Origin of the sequence: Roseibium sp. TrichSKD4 (assembly GCF_000148725.1) — a bacterium.
Taxonomy (GTDB): Bacteria; Pseudomonadota; Alphaproteobacteria; order Rhizobiales; family Stappiaceae; genus Roseibium.
Genome location: NZ_GL476307.1, coordinates 23819 through 41740 on the forward strand (window position 1 = coordinate 23819; position 17922 = coordinate 41740).

Consider the following 17922-nt stretch of genomic DNA (forward strand, 5'->3'; position numbering starts at 1 on the left):
TTGTTCCGGCCAACTGAGCTTTTGAGGCGGCAAACCTGTTACGACTCCTTCCTGAATGACGTCCGGGTCATAGGCCTTGCGCCCAAAGACTTCGCGGACCATGGGTTCGAACGTTTCCAGAGGCTCGGTCGGATAGTCCGGATCAAAGGATGATTGATCCCAGCGCTCGCAGAAATCAGAACAGCTTTGAAAGCAGGGATGGTCCTTGAATTCATCGCGGGCGTTTTCATCCCAGCCATAATGCTTGCCGTAATAAAGCATTTGAAAAATGCCGTGATGCTCGAGACCACCCATGCGACTTCATCGCGCACAAAGGGGCGAATGACTTCGGCGGAAAACCGGTCATGGTTTTGCGGGGCAAGACCGTCTCCTATGTCGTGGAGAAGGGCTCCGACCACCCAGTCAATATCTGCGCCGTCACGCAGTGCCCGTGTGGCTGATTGAAGCCCATGGTCCATGCGGGTGATTTGATAGCCAGACATGGAATCTTCTCCCTGGTTGCGCAGTTCGGCGAGGATCCGGTCCGGGATTAGCGCATGATACGGTTTCTCCGCTTCTGCCAGCAGATCATAGTCGGCCTTGGTGCCGTCTTTCATTTGCGTGAACGATACGGTTTTCATTGGCGGCTCTCCCTAAGACATCCGTCAGCATTTATCTTGAAGTCTCGCCTTCTTTTGAAAAAAGAGAAGGCCCCGAAACCGAGGCTTTCTGGCCAGAAACCGTCGTGATCGCGTGTCAGGGGGCAGGTGTTGGAGGAAGCAGCGCGTCTACCGCAAGCCCAAGAGCCAGCAGATGCCTGTCCGAAAAGGCCGGGCCATCAAGCTCCAGTCCGACGGGTAGGCCGTCACTTGTCAGTCCGACGGGGATCGAGAGGCTGGGGAGGCCTGCGTTGGATCCGGGGTCCGTATTCCGGATGAACGTCTGGAAGGTCGGGACCTTGGCTCCCAACAGCTCCACTTCTAGATCCGAGCCCGAGATGGGCTGCGCGGGAAGGGGTGTGGTCGGGAAGGCAAGGGCATCCAGCCGGTGGTCTGCAAATACTTCGGCATATCGCGCTTGCAGTTTGGGACGAAGGTCGTTCATCACACTTCGATAGGCGACTTCCGGCACGGCCTGATCGCCCAGTATCATATTGTCGAAGACGAATTTCACGTCCGGGCTGGTGATCTCTGCGGCCAGCTGGTCGATGGTGAGGCCCGTCTCGTTTTTTTCAAGGAATTTCGAAATGTCCTGTTTTGCTTCGAAAAGTGCAATCGGGAAACCGATCTGACCATTGAGGTCCTGAATGTCGGCAAGATCGAGGGTAACAAGGGTTACGCCTGCCGCTTCCAGCTTTTCAAGTGCTGCCTTCACAAGGCGATCTGTTTCGCCATCCACATGGCCGTTGAAGGCAGATGGAATTCCCACGCGGACGCCGGATAGATTGAGTGCTCCGAGGGTGGTTGTACCATTCGTGATGACGCCGTCTATCAGTATGATATCCTTCATGGAGCGCGCAAGCGGTCCGGCGGTGTCGCGAGTGTGGGATATCGGAACAATCCCTGCCTGCGGATATCTTCCGACGGAAGGACGGAAGCCATAGACACCATTCAGCGCTGCAGGAATGCGAACCGATCCGCCCGTATCCGTTCCCAACCCTACCGGTGCAAACCGGGCGCCGATTGCTGCACCGGTTCCACCGCTTGATCCGCCTGCAAAGCGATCAGATGCGTAGGCATTGGCAACTGCGCCATGGACGGCGTTGTTGGATGTGATGCCGAATGCCAGTTCATGCAGGTTGGTCTTGCCGAGAATGATTGCGCCTGCCTTGCGCAGTCGTTCGACCACTGGAGCGTCCTTTGCAGGGCGCCAATTGGCAAGAGCGGGTGTTCCGGCGGTGGTCGGCAGACCCTGAACGGCGATGTTGTCCTTTACGACGATGGGCACCCCGAACAAGGGGCCCTTTTCTGACGGTTCCTTCAGCGCAGCGGACTTTGCGCCATCTGCGTCCAGCGTGATGAACGCGTTTCCGCGATCGTCGCCAATCCGATTAAGCAGCGCGTCAACATATGCTTGTGGCGACAGTGCGCCCGAGGCGATCTGTGCTGCGGCTTCGCTTGCGGTCAGGTCCTTCAGGTTGTCGCCCGCGAGTGCTGGCAAGCTTCCAAGTGCCATTGCTCCAATGGTCAAGATGCTTCGAACTCCCATTATCATTCCTCCGTTCAAGATCGGAAAAGCACTGGAGCGAAGATAGAGGTGCAACGCGTCCTCATTTTTGAGGATGCGGACGAAGATATCGGGCGTTGGTTAGTTCGAACGAGCGGCCATCAGTTTGGCCACCAGCGCTGTTCGGTTGTTGACTCCGGCCTTTTGGAATAGCCGCTGGATATGGGTTCGCACGGTGGTGATTGAGACCCCAAGATGATCGGCAATGTGCTGATCTCGTCCGTAATGAGTCATGCAGGACAGGATTTCCGCCTCGCGAGGTGTCAGAGACAATGCCTCGGCAAGACTCTCCAGCGTATGTAGCGGATCGAGCTGACGGAGGTTTTCCGCAAAACGGCGATGCTGGATCAGTGCATTGGAGAAGGCGGTCCCCACCGCCTGCAGGATGTCGATTTCGCGGCGGCCAAAGGTTTCCTTGGCGCGTGACCGCCATACCCTCAGGTCGCCTACATGCACAGAGCCATCGTGGGCGTGATAGTTCACGCCGTGGTGCAGGCCGTCGCGTTGAAGAAAGTCGTTGTAGAACTCGGTCTTTTCGAGATCCGACTGTGCAATGACCTCGTTAACATGAGCGGCCTGCCGTCGGCTGGCCAGTTTTTGCGTGATGGGGTCGCGATACTGAAAATACGTCTCGTAAAGTTTTAGGTTGTCCGGCGCCATGTTGACAGAGACCCGACTCGCAAATCCGCGACCGGACGTATCAGCGACATATGAGGCGAAGAAGTCAGCATTGAGCAGACCGAGCAGTCTTTCGCCCACGCGCTGTCGAAGTTCAAGACTATTCGAGAGCCGCGTAAGGTCCTGCATAATGCCGATTAGCTCGGACGTCTCGCGCGAAGATAATGTCGTCAGCACGCCCTTCTCCCCAAGGTTGTCTTCCGAAACGGCAAGTCTGACCGAAATTCGGGCAAAAACCAAGAGAAAGCAGATAACGTCTTATTTCGGGATAAGGGCCCAGAAGTCGAAATCGAGAATAACGCCGTCTTCGTAGGTCTTCGCATCAGCCTTGTGAGGGAAGTCCTGACAGGGCTTGTCTTTGGTGGCGATGAGCCGTAGGCGGATGGCTCCGACATCTTGTCGGCCCTCGATCTCCGATTTTTCCAGCACTTCCGACCATGCGTAGATGGTGTCTCCGGCAAAGGCCGGGGCCACGTGGCGGCCGCCATTGATGCCGGCGATGTGGAAAGCGTTGCCAAGGCCGTTGAATGAGAGGGCGCGCGCTAAGCTGATAATGTGCCCGCCATAGATCAGCCGCCGACCGTGTCGGCCCTGATTGGCTGCATATTGGTCGAAATGGACTTTCGCGGTGTTCTGGTAGAGCCGTGTGGCCATCTGGTGCTCGGCTTCTTCCAACGTCATGCCGTCCACATGGTCAATCTTTTCGCCAACCTGATAGTCGCCATAGCGGAAGATGGACCCGGCGAGCGCATTGTCCCAATGGGCGATGTCCAGAAGCGGGACGGCATTTCCAAGCGCATCGGGAGCAATTTCTGCTGGTAGGTCCGGCACAACAGGCTCACAGGCCGGGCTGTCAGGATCGGCCTTGTTGACCATCACCCAGCGCACATAGTCGAGCACTTCGGTGCCATCCGATTTATAGCCGGTGGACCGCACATAGACGACGCCGGTTTTGCCGTTTGAGTTTTCCTTCTTGCCGATCACTTCTGACACGGCAGACAAGGTGTCCCCGGGATAAACCGGTGCAAGAAACCGCCCACCTGCATAGCCAAGGTTTGCAACTGCGTTCAGTGAGATGTCTGGAACGGTTTTGCCAAAGACGATGTGGAACGTGAGAAGATCGTCAATCGGGGCCTTCTCATATCCAAGAGACCACGCAAAGGCATCCGAGGATTGAACAGCAAACCGAGACCCGTAAAGCGCTGTATAAAGGGCGACATCGCCCTGTGTGACTGTACGAGGCGTTGCGTGGCGGATCACCTGCCCGATTGAAAAGTCTTCGAAATAGTTCCCCGGATTGGTCTTGGCCACCTGCTCGCTCCCATCCCACAGTGTCTGACGATTTGATAATGCTTATCGCATTGCACAAAGCAAGTTCGTCCTTTGACCGACGCGGGGGCTTTTAAGGTTCTTTAGCCCAGAATTTGCTGATCGTCGCCGAGCACGAAATGTACTTTGTCGAACTGTTTGCGGAAGGCCGCCGTCTGCGGGGCCAATTCTTCCGGGGTGGCGCTCGTCAGAGCTTGGGCAAGACGTCTGGCCAGTTCTGGAATGTCGCTCACTGTTACACCCCAGCGGACCAGCTCTGGCGTTCCAATTCGCAGGCCATTGAGATCGCCGTCTACCGGGGCAATCGGTAGGCCAATACCGCACGCAAGGAAGCCGGCCTTTGCAATCTTCTTGGCAGCTGTTTGCCCACCTCCAAATTGCGCGGCTTCAATCGCGAATTGGTGAGATTGAGTAAAGCCTTTGGTTTTGCCGAAAATGGGTATTCCGGCGGCATCCAGTTCGCTGGCCAGGTGTTTGGCGGTTTCCTGCATGGTCTTTGCATAGGCATGGCCGTATTCACGCCAGTCCAGCATCGTGTAGGCCAGAGCGGCCGTTTTTCCGGCGTCAAAATTGGCAGTCATGCCTGGAAAGGCGATGTGATCCAGTCGTTCTGCCAAGTCGCGGTCGTTGGTCATAATCAGACCACCGGCAGGACCGCCGAGGCTCTTGTAGGTGCTCATGGTCATCAGGTCTGCGCCATGGTCCAAAGGGTTGGACCAAACGCTTCCAGCAATCATCCCGCATTGGTGAGCAGCATCAAACAGGACCCGAGCGCCGACTTCATCTGCAATGGACCGAATTTCGCGAACTGGATGTTCAAAGAGATTCAAGCTGCCACCGATGGTGATGAGTGTCGGCTTTTCTTGTTTTGCCAGCTCACGAAGCCCCTCAAGATCAACGGTGTAGCCATCTGCCGCAACAGGGGAATGTTTGATCGTGAGGCCATAAAGACCGGCGCAGCCTGCGTCATGGTGGGTCACATGTCCGCCAATGGAAGCTGGCGGAGCGATGATTGTATCGCCCGGTTTGCAAATGGCCATGAAAGCAAAGAGATTGGCAATCGCGCCGGAAGGAACCCGCACTTCTGCATATCGGGACTTGAAGATTTCGGCGCTCAGTTCTGCTGCCAGAACTTCAATTTCCTCAATTGCTTCCAAGCCCATCTCATATTTGTCGCCGGGATAACCGAGTGAGGCTCGTGACCCGAGGCCCTTGGACAAGGCGGCTTCTGCTTTCGGGTTCATGACATTGGAAGCCGGGTTGAGATTGAAGCAGTCTCGCTCATGGATCTGCCGGTTGTTCTCAATCAGTTGATCCAGCCGCGCACCAATCTTACTCGACGCCTCGCCCGATTGCTGTGCAAGTGCGAGAATGTGGGTTTCGCAGTCAACAGGCACCCAGGGGCGGGGATAAAGTGCGTTCATGGTCAGACCTCCAGCAGATTTCCGGACAAAAACAACAAAAGACCTTTGCCGCAAATCAGTTTTACTGGATACTGGCCCTAGAAAAACTATGTCTGACGTTGAAGGTTGCCAATGGCTGTCGCACCTCCGCGCCCGAAAGGACCGCCGCTAAATGCGCTTCGTGCTTTCGAAGCTGCTGCGCGGCTGGGCAGTTTTTCTCTTGCCGCATTGGAATTGAACGTCTCACCGGGAGCCGTGGCGCAACATGTTAAGGCGATAGAGCTTTGGGCTGGAGCTTCTCTTTTTGAAAGGCATGCGCAAGGAGTTCGTCTCAATCAAATCGGGGAACGCGTTCTGCCGGACTTTGAAGCCGCCTTTGATCTGTTGGCGGATGCGTCCCGCAAATTGCGTTTGGCTGCTGCGCCTAGTGAAATCAGAATTGCAGCGCTTCCCAGCGTCGCACAGCTTTGGCTTTCCCCCCGCTTGCCGAAAATCAGAAGGGTGATCCCATAAGTGTCGATCTCTGTGACAGCTTTGGAGCAGGCGCCCAATTTGATTCGAGACCAGTATGACCTCTCTCTGTTCTTCCATGAAGGTGAGGGGGGACTGGATGATGGATCTATCGTTTTGGCAGAGGATGAGATTTATCCAGTAGCCGCGCCCGACGTTGCCGCGGAAATTGCGTCCTTGGAGGATTTGGCAGCGGTTCCCTGTCTTGAGGATGTGACCTGGAGTTCGGACTGGGCGATTTGGCTGAAGGCTGCCGGTGCTGGCAAGTTGCAGCTTCAGCGCGGGCCGGCATTTTCTTTGTTTGCGCTTGCCTTGGAAGAAACGCGCAATGGAGCCGGGGTTCTCATCGGCCACGATCAACTGATCCGCCCTGATCTGGAACAGGGCCGTTTGGTGCGTGTCTTCGACAAATCGGCTTATTCGGGGCGCAGGTTGGTCTTATCTGTTGCTCAGGCGGGGCATGCCGGCGTTCTGCAAAGAGTGACCGATTTGCTCTCACAACAAACCGGCCCCGCTTGAGTTTTCAGGCTGCCTGTTCGGATCTTTGCGAGACGATTTTCACAACATCCGCCATGATTTCCGTCAGCTGGAAGTCCTTTGGCGTGTACACAGCTGCAACGCCCATGGCCTTCAAGATGGCAGCATCCTCATCGGGAATGATGCCGCCGACGATGACCGGAATATCGTCCGCTCCGGCCACACACAGCCGATCCATGACATCGCGAACCAGCGCAAGGTGCGATCCGGAAAGAATAGACAATCCAATGACATGCACATCTTCTTCCACAGCTGCATTCACAATTTGTGCAGGGGTCAGGCGGATGCCCTCATAGACAACTTCCATGCCGCAGTCGCGTGCGCGCACGGCGATTTGTTCTGCGCCATTTGAATGGCCGTCAAGGCCCGGTTTGCCAACAAGGAACTTCAGGCGGCGGCCAAATTTCGCTGACGCGGTTTCAACATCCTGACGGACGGCTTGCAAGTCGCCTGCATCGTCCCGAGCGGCCTGCCCAACCCCGGTTGGGGCGCGATATTCGCCAAAGATATCCCGCAGCACTTTGCCCCATTCGCCGGTTGTCACGCCAGCCTTTGCCGCAGCAATGGAGGGTTCCATGATATTGCGGCCTTCTTGCGCAGAAGAGCGCAGGTCGCCCAGTGCAGCATCAACCGCGGCTTGTTCGCGGCCATTGCGCCAGGCTTTGACCTTCTCGATGGCTTCTTCTTCGACATGTTCAGGAACGGTCAGAATGCCGCCGTCCTCGCCGGTCGCCAGAGGTGACGGCTCGCTTTCCGTCCACTTGTTCACGCCAACGACGACCTGGTCACCGGCTTCAATGCCTGCAAGGCGGGCGGAATTGGCTTCCACCAGCTTGCGCTTCATGTAGCTGGATTCAACGGCCGACACGGCCCTGCCCATCTCGTCGATCCGGGCCAGTTCGGCGCGGGCTTCTTCCTTGAGGGCTTCGACTTTTTTCGTGACTTCCGAAGAACCGTCGAAGATGTCGCCATACTCCAGAAGGTCGGTTTCAAAGGCCATGATCTGTTGCATGCGCAAGGACCATTGCTGGTCAAACGGACGTGGCAGGCCAAGCGCCTCGTTCCAGGCCGGAAGCTGAACGGCGCGCGCGCGGGCATTTTTGGACAGAACCACAGCCAGCATCTCAATGAGAATGCGGTAAACGTTGTTTTCCGGCTGCTGTTCGGTCAAGCCGAGGGAGTTGACCTGAACGCCATACCGGAACCGGCGAAAGCGTTCGTCTTCTATGCCATAGCGCTCCCGGCAGATTTCATCCCAAAGTTCGGTGAAGGCGCGCATCTTGCACAGCTCAGTGACAAAACGCATGCCGGCATTCACGAAGAAGGAAATTCGGCCCACGGCCTTCGGGAAATCTTCTTCCGGAATGGTTCCGCTGGCTTTCAGGGTGTCGAGGATGGTGACAGCGGTTGCCAAAGCAAACGAGAGTTCCTGAACCGGCGTCGCACCTGCTTCCTGCAAGTGATAGGAGCAGACGTTCATCGGGTTCCATTTCGGCATGTTGGAATAGGTCCAGCCGATAATGTCCGTGGTGAGTTTCAAGGATTGTGCCGGTGGGAACACATAAGTGCCCCGCGACAGATATTCCTTGATGATATCGTTTTGTGTGGTTCCGGACAGGAGAGAGCGGTCTGCGCCCTGTTCATCGGCTGCTGCCACATAGAGAGACAAGAGCCACGGCGCGGTCGCGTTGATCGTCATGGAGGTGTTCATGCGTTCAAGCGGAATTTCGTTAAAGAGCGCCCGCATGTCGCCCAGATGAGAGACGGGAACACCAACCTTGCCGACTTCGCCGCGTGCCAAGAGATCATCCGGGTCATATCCGGTTTGTGTTGGCAAATCGAAGGCCACAGACAGGCCGGTTTGTCCCTTTGCGAGGTTTGTCCGGTAGAGCTTGTTCGATTCGGTTGCCGTTGAGTGTCCCGCATAGGTGCGGAAAATCCACGGGCGATCACGCTCGGCTGTGTCCGGTCTGGTCATCTTCTCTCCTTTTCGGGCGACCGTGGAGCCTTTCCAATTCTGGCCAATCTGGTCGTCCCGATCACTCCCGGGCTGTCTCTAGAGCCTTTTCCTCGACGTAAATCTGCCGGTTTGTTTCCGTCATGAAAAGACATTTTTATATGCAATGCAAAAATAGACTTGGCCAAAAAGGCAAGTTAAGCAATAGTCGAATATATCGAGGCGCGATTTTGAACAATAATTGCGCCAAATAGACATTTTGTCCTGAATGTCGTTTTGCATCTGCGAAGTGATTGGGGCGAAAATAGAAATGCTGGTTACCGAGGAGGCATTTATGACGGCAGCAGCCGAAGCAAATGACAACCAGACGCGGGGAGACGCTCCGGTGAAAGACCTTTACGAGCTTGGCGAAATTCCGCCACTCGGCCATGTTCCGAAAAACATGTACGCTTGGGCCATTCGGCGCGAGCGCCACGGGCCGCCAGAAGAGGCCATGCAGCTGGAAGTGGTTCCGACATGGGAACTCGACAGCCATGAAGTTCTGGTTCTCGTGATGGCAGCAGGCGTGAACTATAATGGCATCTGGGCCGGCCTTGGTGAGCCGATCAGCCCCTTCGATGTGCACAAAGCCCCGTACCATATCGCAGGATCCGATGCGTCCGGCATCGTTTGGGCGGTAGGTGACAAGGTCAAGCGCTGGAAAGTTGGTGACGAGGTTGTCATCCACTGTAATCAGGACGACGGTGACGATGAGTTCTGTAATGGCGGCGACCCGATGTATTCGCCAACGCAGCGGATTTGGGGTTATGAGACCCATGACGGGTCTTTCGCTCAGTTTACGCGGGCTCAATCCCAGCAGTTGATGCCACGTCCGCAGCATCTGACTTGGGAAGAGAGCGCTTGCTACACGCTGACGCTTGCAACAGCCTACCGTATGTTGTTCGGCCATCACCCTCATGAGTTGAAGCCGGGCCAGAATGTTCTGGTTTGGGGTGCGTCGGGCGGTCTCGGCTCCTATGCCATTCAGCTGATCAATGCAGCTGGTGCCAACGCCATTGGCGTGATCTCGGATGAAGACAAGCGCGACTTCGTCATGAGCCTCGGTGCCAAAGGGGTCATCAACCGCAAGGACTTTAACTGCTGGGGCCAACTGCCGACCGTGAATTCTCCTGAATACAAGGAGTGGTTCAACGAGGTTCGCAAGTTCGGCAAGGCAATTTGGGAATTCACGGGCAAGGGCAACAACGTCGATATCGTTTTTGAACACCCGGGCGAATCCACATTCCCGGTCTCGACCTTCGTTTGTAAAAAAGGCGGCATGGTCGTGATTTGTGCCGGAACGACGGGTTTCAACTGTACGTTCGACGTTCGCTACATGTGGATGCACCAAAAGCGCCTGCAGGGCTCGCATTTTGCCCATCTTCAGCAAGCGGCGGCTGCCAACCAGTTGATGATCGAGCGCCGGATTGATCCCTACATGTCAGAGGTGTTTGCCTGGGAAGACATCCCGAAGGCGCACACCAAGATGTGGAAGAACCAGCATGCACCGGGCAACATGTCTGTTCTGGTCAATGCGCCAACAACCGGCCTTCGCACGCTGGAAGATGTTCTTGAGGCTTCCAAGCGATAGCAATCGCTTTCCTCCCCGAGGCTCGTTTAACAGAGCCTGACTGGAAAGGCCCGCTCGCGCGGGCCTTCTTTTTATCCAGCATTCCGTTGGTGTCGTGCAAAACTTCGTGTCCAAACGGAATTGGTGTTTGCCCAATCGGTGAGTTGGTGAATAGTGCGGCCTTGCGAAACCTGATTTGTGGATGGCTGCTGTGACAAACCTGTGCCGTTTGGCCATGAGACTGACTTTTCTCGTATTTGGTGCCAGCCTTCTTGCCGGCTGCATGGCTGAAGGGGATCAAACGCCTGCTTTTTATCAAAGCATGGCGCGGCACAATGCGACGGTGGACGCCCAAACCGCTGCCCAGATGATTTCCCAATATCGCAAGAATAATGGTCTTGGCCCGGTGTCAGCAGATGCTCAGCTGACAGGCCTTGCCAAAACGCAGGCTGTTGCCATGGCCCGCGCGGGAAATGTCAAAGCCTCCTTGAAAGGTGAAAACGCGCTGCCCCGGCGGATGGAAGCGATTGGCCAAAAAGACGTGTCGGTTGCCGAGAATGTCAGCGGTGGTTACCGGACATTGGCAGAAGCCTTTTCCGGCTGGCGGGAATCACCGAATCACAACGCCGTTCTGCTTCACCCGGATGCAACGCGGTTAGGGATTGCGACCGCCTATTCGCCGACGGCCAAGCATAAGGTGTTCTGGTCGCTCGTTATGGCGGGCCCTAAGCAATAATTTGATCTCTTAAGGGATTGCCAAGCACCTGGAGGTTCGCCACCTTGCATCAAATTCATAATCAGGGGGTGCTTCGTGGCGTATATTCGTTTTTCTTGGTTGGCACTAGTGGGCCTGTTGTCGTGGTCGGCACACGCGTCTGATCTGCATGCTGGCTATTATTATCCAGAACCTCAGACCCGGGAGGTGTATGCCTCTGAAATCGAGCAGGCGGTCGATGCAACAGAAGGCTCTCGCGCGGCCTTTGTCGTGGGGCTTGCTGCCCAACACCTCGATCAGGGGTATACGCCCGGCTACCACCTGTTTGCAAAGGGGGAGCATCTGGAAAAGCTGATTATCGTTGGCACGACCGAGGGGCGATATAACACCTTGTTTCGGATGCGGGCCATGCTGGCCAGTTTGACGTCGCGGGCGCGGGCAACGCCGCTTTTCTCCCAGATTGACCGGCCATACGAACTCAATTTTCTAGATTTCTGCAAGTTGATGGGATTTCGCCAAGTCACGGTCTCAGACGGTGACAAGGTGGCGCATCAGATCAAAATCAGATGATCTTGGAAAATGGGTAGAGCCGATGAGCCCTGCCCGTTTTCTTTAGAGTTTGAGGTCACCGTTCAGCCAGTCGCGGAACTGGGATCTGGTGCCGAAGAATGCATTGCGATCAACGTCGCCCTTCACGCCGTCCACGCGCCCGGTGGCCGTGTATTGCCAGAACACCCAGTCGTTTCGCTGTTCATAGACCCGGTTGGGATGCGCTGCGACCGACCGCAGCCAGAAATGTTCGCCTTTCAAAGCGCCGATCAGACGGTCCCGGTGGAAGTCGACGGAGGAATAAATCACCGGGCGCTTGCCATAGTGTTTTTCCATTTCGTCGAGGAAATGCTTCATGTCTGGGATGATTTTTTCGCGCGGCGGGCGCTCGCGGCAGGTCTTGGAATGTGCGTTCCATTCCATGTCGAGCACGAGCGGCAGGGCTGTCGGATCGACCGGAACAATCTCCTTGACCCAGGAAATCTGTTCTTCTACCGGGCGGCAGAAGTAATAGAAGTGATAGGCTCCGCGGCGAACACCTGCGGCCCGAGCAGCTGTCCAGTTGCCGAGAAACCGCGGATCAAAGTGGTCCCCGCCTTCGGTAGACTTGATCCAGGCAAACTCGGTTCCGGCCCGTTTGACGGCGTGCCAATCAATATCCCCTTGCCAGCGGGAGACATCAATCCCGTGCACGGCAAAGTCCTCCGGGGTTGGGTCTGGAAGATCATAAGCAGAGCAGGCCCCAAGGGCGAATGCGCCGAACAAGGCGCAGATGATTTCAAGCATGTGACGCAAAGGAATCTACCGTTTCACTGATTCGAAATACCACTGGTAAAATGTGGCAGTTTTCCTAATGGAAAATGGACAAATGGCATTTGGGAGTTTTTTTCGGGATAACAAATAAAGTTTTACCAGAAATGTTCGAATTTTATCGAATGGGCTGGCCGAGTTGATCTGGTCGAATTATGACTTTCTGCCCGAGAATGCAGGAAGGCAGGCCTATGACCAACCGTTTGAAACTCGTTACCTGGAATATCAACTCGGTTCGCTTGCGCATGCCGATTGTCGAACGCCTACTTGCCGAAGTGCAGCCGGACGTCTTGTGCCTGCAGGAAACCAAATGTCCGGATGCAAATTTCCCGGAAAAAGCGTTCAAGGCCGCTGGTTATAATCATATCGCGATCAATGGCCAAAAGGGCTATCACGGAGTTGCAACCGTGTCCCGACTGCCGCTCAGCAATGTTGAAAAGCGAGAGTTTTGTCAGATGGGCGACAGCCGTCACATTGCGGTGGATGTTGAACTGGCAGGCCAGGCGGTGCGTGTCCATAATTTCTATGTTCCTGCAGGAGGGGACGAGCCGGACCCGGAAAAGAACGACAAGTTTGATCACAAGCTTAAATTCATGAACGAAATGAAGAACTGGCTGACCGGTCCGGAAACCGCGAAACCAGCCGTTCTGGTCGGAGACTTGAATGTCGCCCCATATGAGCACGATGTGTGGTCGCACAAGCAGCTTTTGAAAGTCGTCTCCCATACACCCATCGAGACGGAACTTTTTGAAGCAGTGCGCGAGAGCGGGAACTGGCTGGATGCCATGCGCCAGTTCACGCCGATGGAAGAAAAACTCTACACATGGTGGAGTTACCGGGCCAAAGACTGGTCAAAGGCGGACAAGGGCCGCCGTCTGGACCATGTCTGGGTATCCGATCCGCTGAAATCAGCGATCAAGTCAACCGAAGTGTTGCGGGATGCACGCGGATGGGAAAAACCCTCCGACCATGCGCCGGTCGTTGCAGACTTTGTGATGTAAATGGATCGGGCGATGGGCGGCGCGGACCGCCTATCGCATTTTCCTGCTGCTAGGGTTAGGACCCTAGGGATGCACGATCACTTTGCCGAGCACTTTGCGGGCGGCAATTTGCTCCAGAGCGTCTGAAATTTGCTCCAGCGGGTACGTGGCGTGAATATGCGGCTTGAGTTTGCCGTCTTTCACCCAGTCCAGCAGTTGCCGCATGTTGGCTCGGTGACCATCAGGATCGCGGTCAACGGCTGCGCCCCAGAACACACCTCTGATATCGCAGCTTTTTAGCAGAGGCAGATTGAGCGGGATCTTCGGGATTTCGCCTGCCGCGAACCCGATGACGAGAAAACGCCCTTCCCAGGCGGTGGCGCGTAGGGCCTGTTCGGCAAGGTCTCCACCAACGGGATCGTACACAACATCAATGCCCTTGCCATTTGTCAGGTCTTTCAAGCTGTCCTTGAGCGGCTGCGTTGAATAATCAACCGTGTGGCTGGCGCCGAGGCGTTTCGCAAACTCGAGCTTTTCTTGCGAAGATGCACAGGCAATAACGTTGGCGCCCATGATGGTGGCGATTTCAACTGCCGCTTGCCCAACGCCGCCGGATGCGCCCAAAACTGCGACGGTTTCGCCGGGTTTTAGGTCGCCCCGATCCTTGAAGGCATGCAATGTCGTGCCATAGGTGACCGACAGGCCAGCTGCGATATCGAAGGAAACGTCATCTGGAATTGGAACCAAAAGGTTCTCAGGAACGCGCACCTTTTCTCGTGCGGCTCCCCAGCATATATAGGCCATCACCCTGTCACCGGGCTGAAAGCCGGTCACATCCGCGCCGATGCTTTCAACAACGCCTGCGCACTCCGCGCTGGGCGAGAACGGCAGGTCCGGTTTGTACTGGTATTTGGCTCGGATGATCAGTGTGTCGAAGAAGTTGAGCGCGCAGGCCTCAACGCGCACCACCACCTCATTTGGGCCGGGTTCTGGATCCGGCAGGTCGACAATTTCAAGTTCTGCAGACTTATCCAGCGACATACACAAACAAGCTTTCAAACCACGCTCCCATTGAGGCTGATGTCCCGATTCCTATGCGGCATATTACAGACTGTGGCGGTGAACACATCTGGAAAATGGGTGAGTTCAGCTTTGCTTTGCCGATGTTCCGATTATAAGTCGAGGGATCGCTGGTGTTGGGAAACGGGACGAGGGAATGCGCGGTTATTTTGCTGTTGGTGCCGAGGGGCTTTCCAAGAAAATGAACTTGGGCACACTCATGCGATCTGCGCATGCTTTTGGAGCAAATTTCTTTTTTACCGTGGACGCAGCTCAGAATTTGCGCAAGGTCCCTCCGACTGACACTTCAAAAAGCCCCGGGCATCTCCCGCTTTTCAATTGGGACAGTGTAGACACCATGGAGCTTCCCAAAGGGTGTCAACTGGTGGGCGTTGAGCTGACGGACGAGTCCATCGACCTGCCGAGCTTCGGCCATCCCTTGCAGGCAGCCTATGTTTTGGGGCCGGAGCGTGGGTCTTTGTCGCCGCAAATGCTGGACCGCTGCGATCATGTGATCAAGATCCCGACCAAGTTCTGCATCAACGTGGCCATGGCAGGGGCGATCGTCATGTACGACCGGCACCGCGCGCTCGGTCGATATGCAGAGCGCTCCATCACGGCGGGTGGCCCGAAAATTGACAAGCCGAAGCACGTACAGGGCGGGCCGATCATGCGCCGTGGGCGAAAGGTGCCGGGAACCTGACCCGTAACCTGATTGACTACAGGTTAATCGACGTCGACCGCTTCATCAGCTTCAATGGCCTGGCGCAAGCGCCCGAATGCGAGGCGAATGCGAGATTTGACCGTTCCAAGAGGCAGATTTGTCTGCTCGGAAATCTCGCTATGCGACAGGCTGGAAAAGAAAGCCAACTCCACAACCTTGCGCTGTTCTTCGGGTAAGGTGCTGAGCGCGTGCCGAACGCGTTCTTCGCGAAGGCGGGCATCCATTTCTTCGGACACGTCTGCCGGGGCACTGGGATGCAAGGAGGGATCTTCCGGGTCCAGCTCGGATGTTTTCTTGCGGCGCAAGAGGTCAATTCGCCGGTTTCTGGCGATTCGGAACAACCATGTGCTGGCAGAAGACTTTTTCGAATCAAACAGCTCGGCCTTGCGCCACAGGGTGACCATCACATCTTGAGCAACCTCTTCAGCAAGGCTGTCATCTGCGCCTTGCTGCATGAGATACCCTTTGATTCTGGGTGCGAAGTGGTCAAACAGTTCGGCAAATGCGGACCTGTCGCGTGTTTCGGCTACCTTAATAATCAAGTCTGAATAGTATTGCAGCTGATTCAACGGCCAGAAAGCTCCTTAAGCAAGCCCTTCCTGTGTATCAGGTTCCGTTCATTTAGTAAGGGGGTTTTTGTGTGCAATGTCACACTGTTGCCGGATTATCAGACCAGCTTGTGTTTCGGGATGACGATGCAGGGTTTGAAAGGCTGAAGAGTTCGAAAACCTGCCGGAAATTTCAACCTTTTCGTAACTCGCTTTAAGTTATCATTAAAGCGAAGTTCATAAATAACCTAGCATTTGAATAAAATGCGACCAAAGATTCACAAGCCAATGGTGTGGAGATGATGAAAGCTAAATCGCTGGGATTGGCCATTGTAGGTCTGGTAATGAGTGGTGCAGCGGCTTTCGCACAGTCCCCGACCCTGCTCAAGCAGCACAATGACTGGGCGGCATATTCCCTGACCGGAGGCATTGGCAAAGTGTGCTACGCCTTGACCAAGCCAACGCAAATGTTGCCGGGAGACCGGAACCACGGCGACGTCTTCTTCTTCGTGACGTCTCGTCCGGCAGAAGGTGTAAACTCTGAGCCGAGCCTTCTTGTTGGTTATCCGCTTAAAGCAAAGTCAACTGTGGTGGCGGACGTGGACGGCAAACCGTTCTCAATGTTCACCAACAATGACGGTGCCTGGGTCGACAATGCGGCCACAGAGGCTCAGCTTGTCGGCGCGATGAAGGCTGGCCGGGAAATGACTGTTCGCGGCGAATCCAGCCGTGGAACAAAAACAACCTACAAGTTCTCGCTTTCGGGTGTGACTGCCGCGATCAATACAGCTGCAGCGGCGTGCCGCTAAAAGTGCTGAAAGCGGGCGCGAAGCCTGGTTTTTCTTGATTTTCAGCGCAGATCTTAGTATCCGTCTGTCACGTGTTGCCCGGCCCTGCCGGGCAATTCGCTTTTGACCCCCATTTCATCCATGTTGGCTTTGCGGACCGAAGCGGTCTGTAGAAGCGCAGCAGGCTAGGGGCCAAAGCGATTATGACCACCGGCTTTCCGGGTGTGAATGGATCAGAACATGGCGACCAGCTTGAATATCGCGCGGGACAACCCGAATGCGGCGACTGTGACCGCTGATAAATCGGCAGCACCGGCTCAACAAGACGAAAAACCGAATCTGGTTGGACTGGATCGTGAACAGCTTGCCGAAGCTTTGGGCGGAATTGGTATTCCGGTCAAGCAACAGCGCATGCGGGTTGCCCAGCTGTGGCATTGGCTTTATGTGCGCGGTGTTTCCGATTTCGGTGCCATGACCAATATCGCCAAGGATTTGCGCGCGCAGTTGGAGGAAAACTTCTCCATCGCCCGTCCCGAGATTGTGTCTGAGCAAATCTCCGTCGATGGCACACGCAAGTGGCTCTTTCGCTTCCCGCCGCGTGGTGCTGGACGCCCGGTTGAGGTTGAAACAGTTTATATTCCCGAAGAAGGCCGGGGGACTTTATGTGTGTCCTCTCAGGTTGGCTGTACGCTGACCTGTACGTTTTGCCATACGGGAACTCAAAAGCTCGTTCGGAACTTGACCTCGGAAGAAATCCTTGCGCAAATATTGATGGCGCGTGACCTCTTGGGTGATTTTCCTGAAGCGAAAACGCCGCAAGGGGCAATCGTTCCCTCAGAGGGACGCCTTGTTTCCAACATCGTGATGATGGGGATGGGAGAGCCGCTTTATAATTTTGAGAATGTGAAGCGTGCCCTTTTGATTGCGTCCGATGGGGATGGCCTGTCGCTTTCCAAACGCCGGATCACCTTGTCGACATCCGGGGTTGTTCCTGAAATTGCACGTACGGGTGATGAGATTGGCTGCATGCTTGCGATCTCGCTGCACGCTGTGCGTGACGACTTGCGCGATGTTCTGGTGCCGATCAATAAGAAATGGTCGCTGGAAAAACTGTTGGACACTTGCCGGGCCTATCCGGGGCTCTCCAACGCCAAGCGGATTACATTTGAATATGTGATGCTCAAAGGCGTGAATGACAGCAATGCGGATGCCAAACAACTGGTTCAGTTGCTCAAGGGCATTCCGGCCAAGATCAACCTGATCCCGTTCAATCCGTGGCCGGGTTCTGACTATGAATGCTCGGACTGGGAGCGGATCGAGGAATTCGCTGATATCGTCAATCGGGCAGGTTATGCGTCGCCGATCAGAACACCGCGTGGACGCGATATCTTTGCAGCTTGTGGTCAGCTTAAATCCGCTTCGGAGCGGATGCGCAAAAAAGACCGGGAAGCACTCGCGTAACCAAAGTACTCAAGGTTCAAATCAAAACACCCGACGTGCTCACGCATGCCGGGTGTTTTT

At 55.4% G+C, this 17922-nt stretch carries 18 protein-coding genes; 9 read left to right on the forward strand and 9 right to left on the reverse strand.

Annotated elements, in window-relative coordinates; translation table 11 throughout:
* Positions 1-38: 38 nt before the first annotated feature.
* From TRICHSKD4_RS05005 to glyA, 5 genes are all read right to left on the reverse strand, one after another.
* On the reverse strand, positions 39-620 hold the full coding sequence (locus TRICHSKD4_RS05005) for a metal-dependent phosphohydrolase (RefSeq protein WP_009466362.1): 582 nt from the start codon (positions 618-620) through the stop codon (positions 39-41).
* Positions 621-735: 115 nt separating this feature from the next.
* Entirely contained in the window at positions 736-2187 is a 1452-nt protein-coding gene (iaaH, locus tag TRICHSKD4_RS05010; protein ID WP_009466363.1) for an indoleacetamide hydrolase, read from the reverse strand.
* A 99-nt stretch (positions 2188-2286) separates the two neighbouring features.
* Positions 2287-3060 (reverse strand): LuxR C-terminal-related transcriptional regulator, encoded by a 774-nt coding sequence (locus TRICHSKD4_RS05015; protein ID WP_168156978.1) that lies wholly within the window; start codon positions 3058-3060, stop codon positions 2287-2289.
* An 81-nt stretch (positions 3061-3141) separates the two neighbouring features.
* Entirely contained in the window at positions 3142-4194 is a 1053-nt protein-coding gene (locus TRICHSKD4_RS05020; RefSeq protein ID WP_009466365.1) for a MaoC family dehydratase, read from the reverse strand.
* Positions 4195-4295: 101 nt separating this feature from the next.
* Positions 4296-5636: a serine hydroxymethyltransferase gene (glyA, locus tag TRICHSKD4_RS05025; RefSeq protein ID WP_009466366.1), complete on the reverse strand. Its 1341-nt coding sequence runs from the start codon at positions 5634-5636 to the stop codon at positions 4296-4298.
* 111 nt (positions 5637-5747) lie between these two features.
* Here glyA and TRICHSKD4_RS30000 point away from each other — a divergent pair, with 111 nt between their 5' ends.
* The gene (locus tag TRICHSKD4_RS30000) at positions 5748-6128 is read left to right on the forward strand and encodes a LysR family transcriptional regulator (protein ID WP_009466367.1); all 381 of its coding nucleotides are present in this window, start codon (positions 5748-5750) and stop codon (positions 6126-6128) included.
* Complete coding sequence (locus TRICHSKD4_RS30005; RefSeq protein WP_085979608.1) at positions 6129-6644, forward strand: LysR substrate-binding domain-containing protein; 516 nt, start codon at positions 6129-6131, stop codon at positions 6642-6644.
* A gap of 4 nt (positions 6645-6648) precedes the next feature.
* On the opposite strand, the gene TRICHSKD4_RS05035 is transcribed toward TRICHSKD4_RS30005, so the two are convergent.
* A complete protein-coding gene (locus tag TRICHSKD4_RS05035; RefSeq protein ID WP_009466369.1) occupies positions 6649-8640 on the reverse strand; it encodes a protein meaA in 1992 nt (663 codons plus the stop codon).
* 313 nt (positions 8641-8953) lie between these two features.
* On the opposite strand from TRICHSKD4_RS05035, the gene ccrA reads away from it, so the two are divergent.
* From ccrA to TRICHSKD4_RS05050, 3 genes are all read left to right on the forward strand, one after another.
* Entirely contained in the window at positions 8954-10249 is a 1296-nt protein-coding gene (gene ccrA / locus TRICHSKD4_RS05040) for a crotonyl-CoA carboxylase/reductase (RefSeq protein ID WP_009466371.1), read from the forward strand.
* A gap of 214 nt (positions 10250-10463) precedes the next feature.
* Entirely contained in the window at positions 10464-10964 is a 501-nt protein-coding gene (locus tag TRICHSKD4_RS05045) for a CAP domain-containing protein (RefSeq protein WP_040616373.1), read from the forward strand.
* 75 nt (positions 10965-11039) lie between these two features.
* On the forward strand, positions 11040-11513 hold the full coding sequence (locus tag TRICHSKD4_RS05050; RefSeq protein WP_208993002.1) for a hypothetical protein: 474 nt from the start codon (positions 11040-11042) through the stop codon (positions 11511-11513).
* A 42-nt stretch (positions 11514-11555) separates the two neighbouring features.
* Here TRICHSKD4_RS05050 and TRICHSKD4_RS05055 read toward each other — a convergent pair whose 3' ends face one another.
* Entirely contained in the window at positions 11556-12278 is a 723-nt protein-coding gene (locus TRICHSKD4_RS05055) for a GH25 family lysozyme (RefSeq protein ID WP_040616339.1), read from the reverse strand.
* Positions 12279-12493: 215 nt separating this feature from the next.
* On the opposite strand from TRICHSKD4_RS05055, the gene xth reads away from it, so the two are divergent.
* Entirely contained in the window at positions 12494-13303 is an 810-nt protein-coding gene (xth, locus tag TRICHSKD4_RS05060; RefSeq protein ID WP_009466375.1) for an exodeoxyribonuclease III, read from the forward strand.
* Between the two features lie 63 nt (positions 13304-13366).
* On the opposite strand, the gene TRICHSKD4_RS05065 is transcribed toward xth, so the two are convergent.
* Entirely contained in the window at positions 13367-14341 is a 975-nt protein-coding gene (locus TRICHSKD4_RS05065; protein WP_009466376.1) for an NADPH:quinone oxidoreductase family protein, read from the reverse strand.
* 157 nt (positions 14342-14498) lie between these two features.
* Between TRICHSKD4_RS05065 and TRICHSKD4_RS05070 the strand changes: the two genes are divergently transcribed.
* Positions 14499-15044 (forward strand): RNA methyltransferase, encoded by a 546-nt coding sequence (locus TRICHSKD4_RS05070; protein ID WP_009466377.1) that lies wholly within the window; start codon positions 14499-14501, stop codon positions 15042-15044.
* Positions 15045-15067: 23 nt separating this feature from the next.
* On the opposite strand, the gene TRICHSKD4_RS05075 is transcribed toward TRICHSKD4_RS05070, so the two are convergent.
* Entirely contained in the window at positions 15068-15634 is a 567-nt protein-coding gene (locus tag TRICHSKD4_RS05075; protein ID WP_009466378.1) for a sigma-70 family RNA polymerase sigma factor, read from the reverse strand.
* A 278-nt stretch (positions 15635-15912) separates the two neighbouring features.
* Here TRICHSKD4_RS05075 and TRICHSKD4_RS05080 point away from each other — a divergent pair, with 278 nt between their 5' ends.
* Positions 15913-16422 carry an invasion associated locus B family protein gene (locus TRICHSKD4_RS05080; RefSeq protein ID WP_050763347.1) on the forward strand — a complete coding sequence of 170 codons (510 nt, stop codon included), beginning with the start codon at positions 15913-15915 and terminating at the stop codon, positions 16420-16422.
* Between the two features lie 219 nt (positions 16423-16641).
* Positions 16642-17862 carry a 23S rRNA (adenine(2503)-C(2))-methyltransferase RlmN gene (rlmN, locus tag TRICHSKD4_RS05085; protein WP_009466380.1) on the forward strand — a complete coding sequence of 407 codons (1221 nt, stop codon included), beginning with the start codon at positions 16642-16644 and terminating at the stop codon, positions 17860-17862.
* Positions 17863-17922: the final 60 nt, after the last annotated feature.

Excerpts from the sequence above, each read along its gene's own strand:
- iaaH (WP_009466363.1), bottom strand. The coding sequence starts at position 2,187 with ATGGGAGTTCGAAGCATCTTGACCATTGGAGCAATGGCACTTGGAAGC.
- xth (WP_009466375.1), top strand. The coding sequence starts at position 12,494 with ATGACCAACCGTTTGAAACTCGTTACCTGGAATATCAACTCGGTTCGC.
- rlmN (WP_009466380.1), top strand. The coding sequence starts at position 16,642 with ATGGCGACCAGCTTGAATATCGCGCGGGACAACCCGAATGCGGCGACT.
- TRICHSKD4_RS05035 (WP_009466369.1), bottom strand. The coding sequence starts at position 8,640 with ATGACCAGACCGGACACAGCCGAGCGTGATCGCCCGTGGATTTTCCGC.
- TRICHSKD4_RS05080 (WP_050763347.1), top strand. The coding sequence starts at position 15,913 with ATGATGAAAGCTAAATCGCTGGGATTGGCCATTGTAGGTCTGGTAATG.
- TRICHSKD4_RS05045 (WP_040616373.1), top strand. The coding sequence starts at position 10,464 with ATGAGACTGACTTTTCTCGTATTTGGTGCCAGCCTTCTTGCCGGCTGC.
- ccrA (WP_009466371.1), top strand. The coding sequence starts at position 8,954 with ATGACGGCAGCAGCCGAAGCAAATGACAACCAGACGCGGGGAGACGCT.
- TRICHSKD4_RS05005 (WP_009466362.1), bottom strand. The coding sequence starts at position 620 with ATGAAAACCGTATCGTTCACGCAAATGAAAGACGGCACCAAGGCCGAC.
- glyA (WP_009466366.1), bottom strand. The coding sequence starts at position 5,636 with ATGAACGCACTTTATCCCCGCCCCTGGGTGCCTGTTGACTGCGAAACC.
- TRICHSKD4_RS05055 (WP_040616339.1), bottom strand. The coding sequence starts at position 12,278 with ATGCTTGAAATCATCTGCGCCTTGTTCGGCGCATTCGCCCTTGGGGCC.
- TRICHSKD4_RS30000 (WP_009466367.1), top strand. The coding sequence starts at position 5,748 with ATGGCTGTCGCACCTCCGCGCCCGAAAGGACCGCCGCTAAATGCGCTT.
- TRICHSKD4_RS05070 (WP_009466377.1), top strand. The coding sequence starts at position 14,499 with ATGCGCGGTTATTTTGCTGTTGGTGCCGAGGGGCTTTCCAAGAAAATG.